General features: G+C 35.7%; 1 protein-coding gene. It reads right to left on the reverse strand.

Annotated features, from left to right (window positions below):
* Positions 1-79: 79 nt before the first annotated feature.
* Positions 80-3,274: a PAS domain S-box protein gene (locus FPG59_RS14835; RefSeq protein WP_086455341.1), complete on the reverse strand. Its 3,195-nt coding sequence runs from the start codon at positions 3,272-3,274 to the stop codon at positions 80-82.
* Positions 3,275-3,554 lie beyond the last annotated feature (280 nt).

Consider the following 3,554-nt stretch of genomic DNA (forward strand, 5'->3'; position numbering starts at 1 on the left):
TCCAATTTTGATTTTTGTACCTAAAAATCAAAATTAATGTTTTCAAACTCTATTTGTAAAGTGAAATTTAATTACCCTTTCAATCGGTTTTTTGGAGCGCCTTAATTATTTTACTGTATAGCAGTTGTTCATCAACAGGTTTAGAGACATAATCGTTCATTCCCATAGCTTGGGCTTTTTCCAAATCAACAGAAGTAACATCTGCAGTTAGTGCTATGATGGGAATGTCAGATTTCATAATGTTGCGAACGTATGCGGTTGCATCAAAGCCATTCATTTCGGGCATTTGTAAATCCATTAGCACCAAGTCATACTTATTTTGTTTTAGTTTTTCAATCGCAATTTTTCCGTTGGCCGCAATGTCTACATCAAAGCCAAAGTCAGCAAGTATTATTTTAATTAAAAGTTGATTGAGTGGCATGTCTTCGGCAACCAATATGTTTATTTTTTTTACCTCGGCTTGTATGTTTGAAACCGGTTCCGTTTGCTGCTCTATTTTTTGATTTGTTTTAGCAAAGTTTAATAGGAAACTAAAGGCTGATCCTTTTCCTAATTCGCTTTGCACGTGTATGGTGCCACCTTGTTGTTCTATTAATTTTTTAACGATGGTTAGTCCAAGACCAGTACCTCCATAAAGGCGCGAGTTTTCATAAGTTGCTTGTCCAAAATCTTCAAAAATATGTTCGAGTTTGGTTTTATGGATGCCTATTCCAGTGTCAGTTATGGTAAAATCAATAGTTATTTCCTCTGCATCTTGTTTAAGCAAGGAAACACAAATGGTTATTTTTCCTGCGTTGGTAAACTTAACAGCATTACTTATCAAATTCAAAATGATTTGTCGCAACCGAATTGAATCGCCCATAATAATTTCGGGTATTGCGATGTCAAATTGTGTTATCAATTCTAAATTTTTCTCCTTTATTTTCATATCGAATAATTGAAGCATTGATGAGAGCGAATCAGCTAAATTAAAAGGAGTTTGTTCAAAAGTCATTTTACCAGCATCTACTTTGGCAAGGTCAAGAATATCGTTAATTAAAACAAGCAGGGCATCTCCGGAATCCTTAATTGCCGTTAGGTAGTCTTTCTGACTTTGGTCTAATTTCGATTTTAAGAGTACATTTGTAAACCCTATAATGGCATTCATAGGAGTTCGTATTTCGTGGCTCATGTTGCTCAAAAATTGTTGCTTTGCTTGCATGGCATCCTCAGCAGCAATTTGTGCAGTTTCGGCTTTGTATTTAGCATCTTTCTGCTCGTGAATATCGGTATTAGTTCCTACCCACATTTTTATTTTTCCGTGTTCATCTTTAATTGGTAAAGCCCTGCTTAAATGCCATTTGTACGCACCGTCTTTATGTAAGATTCGGCATTCCATGTCAAAAATTTCTCCAGTTTTAAAGGAGTTTGACCAGTTTGTTTTAGTCATCTCCACGTCATCGGGGTGAATTACTTTTTCCCATCCCCAACCTTTTAATTTTTCAAACTCTAGTCCGGTGTCATCCAGCCATTTTTTATTAAAATATATAACATTACCCTCTGTGTCGGCATTGGTTATTTTTTGAGGCATAGAATCTAAAATCTGTCTTAATTTTTTTTCGTTTTCTATAATTCCCCTTTTTGCAATCACCTGCTCGGTTACTTCATTACCAATTATAGTGATACCGGAAATAGTTTGATCTGCTTCTAAATAAGGCTGGAAAACAAAATTGAAAAAATACTCTTCCTTTATAGTTCCATGCATATTTTTAGGGCTTTGTACTTCAATACCATGAAAAGGAATACCGGTAGCACGCACCTCATCAAGCATATCAAGGAAAGTGGTGTTTTTAAGTTCGGGCATAATTTCAAGCAGCGATTTACCTTCTATATCGTTTCCTCTTCCCCAAACTTCTTTAATCTGGTCGTTTGCAAGTTCAATAATCAGGTCTTTACCTTTTAGCACGGCAAAAGTAAATGGCGAATTCATCAGCATCATGTTATATCGCTTATCGCTTTCTTCTATTTTTTTGCGCGCCATCACCATTTCTGTTACTTCATACGCTATTTGTGTAACACCAGAAATGGAGTTGTCTGCGTCATAATAGGGTTGGAAAACAACGTTAAAATATTTATGTTTTAACTTACCATTGTAGGTTACTTTTCCGAGAATTTCGTTGGCATAGAATGGAATACCTGTTGTGTATACTTTGTCAATCATTTCAGGAAATGGCTGATCCTTAATTTCCGGTAATATTTCCAAAAGCGTTTTATCTTCTACATCTTTACCTTTTCCCCAAAAATCTTTCATTAAATCGTTAGCAAGGGTAACCAACATGTCTTTTCCTTTCATTACACAAAAAGCAAATGGCGAATCCATAAGCATCATGTAATACCGATTGCTAATTTCTTCTATTTTCTTCAATGCTTTCAGGTCTGCATTGTGTAGTGCGGCTAATGCATTTTTTACAATCACAGCTGCTGTTACTTCATAAGCAATAATGGTTATCCCAGAAATAGTCTCATCTGCTTCTAGATAGGGTTGATACACAAAATTGAAATAAACATCCTCCAATTTACCATTGCGAAAAACCGGGCAAAGTACCTCATCTCCGCAAAACGGAGTACCGCTGGTATAAACCTTATCGAGCAAATCGGGAAATTCGGAATCTTTAATCTCAGGTAAAACTTCAAGTAGAGTCTTTCCTTCTAAGTCGTTGCCTTTTCCCCACATTTCTTTTACGGAATCATTGGCAAGAGTAATTACCATATTTTTTCCCTTGAGTATAGCAAAACCAAAAGGTGATTTAAGAAGCATCATGTAGTATCGCTTTTCGCTTTCCTCCAGCTGCTTTATGGCTTTTTGCTCTGCATCAAGTTGCGCTACCAGTGTTTCATTTTCAGTAACATCATCAGAACGCTGAATGATATATTGTACATTATTGTTATGATCTAGAATAGGGGAGTTCACTACTTTCCAATACTTTGTTTTAAATCCACCACCTTCGGATGCAGGTTTAGGAATATCGTATCTTATTACCGGCAAGGTATCGGCAGTTTTATTTTTGATCACGCGGTTGAAAGAAGCTCGAATCGTACTTTCTTCATTTCGGTTTGTATTGTCTGGATTAGATGGAAAAACATAAAAAATGTTTTGTCCAGTAATACATTCACGTGTGGTTTTGGTTTTCCTAATAAAATCGTCTGAAGCAGCAATGATGATAAAGCTGGTATCTATAACAAGCATCAATGCGGGAGACTGCTCGAATATCCTGATGTAATCTTTTGCATCCATATGTTTGTAAATATCAGATAAAAAATCCGATTAATGAATGTAAAAGGTTGCCAATGAATTTATATTTGCTTGCTTAATGATATCGGTATATCAAATAAAGTTCGCTTTATCAGAATTTTGACTGATGGTAAGCAAAAGGATTTGCCACTTAGAGATGACTGGGAGTTCGTAAACGCTCAGTTGTCGTCTAAAGGGAAGCTTAGAAAACGGTAATTCTACAAAATACAGCTAGCTTAAAATTGCTAGTATGGGATGTGGTTATTTTTGAATTATTTTAACT

Source organism: Flavobacterium sp. FPG59 (assembly GCF_002150205.1).
Taxonomy (GTDB): Bacteria; Bacteroidota; Bacteroidia; order Flavobacteriales; family Flavobacteriaceae; genus Flavobacterium.

Bases quoted from the DNA above. Each gene is read 5' to 3' on its own strand.
- FPG59_RS14835 (WP_086455341.1), bottom strand. From the start codon at position 3,274: ATGGATGCAAAAGATTACATCAGGATATTCGAGCAGTCTCCCGCATTG.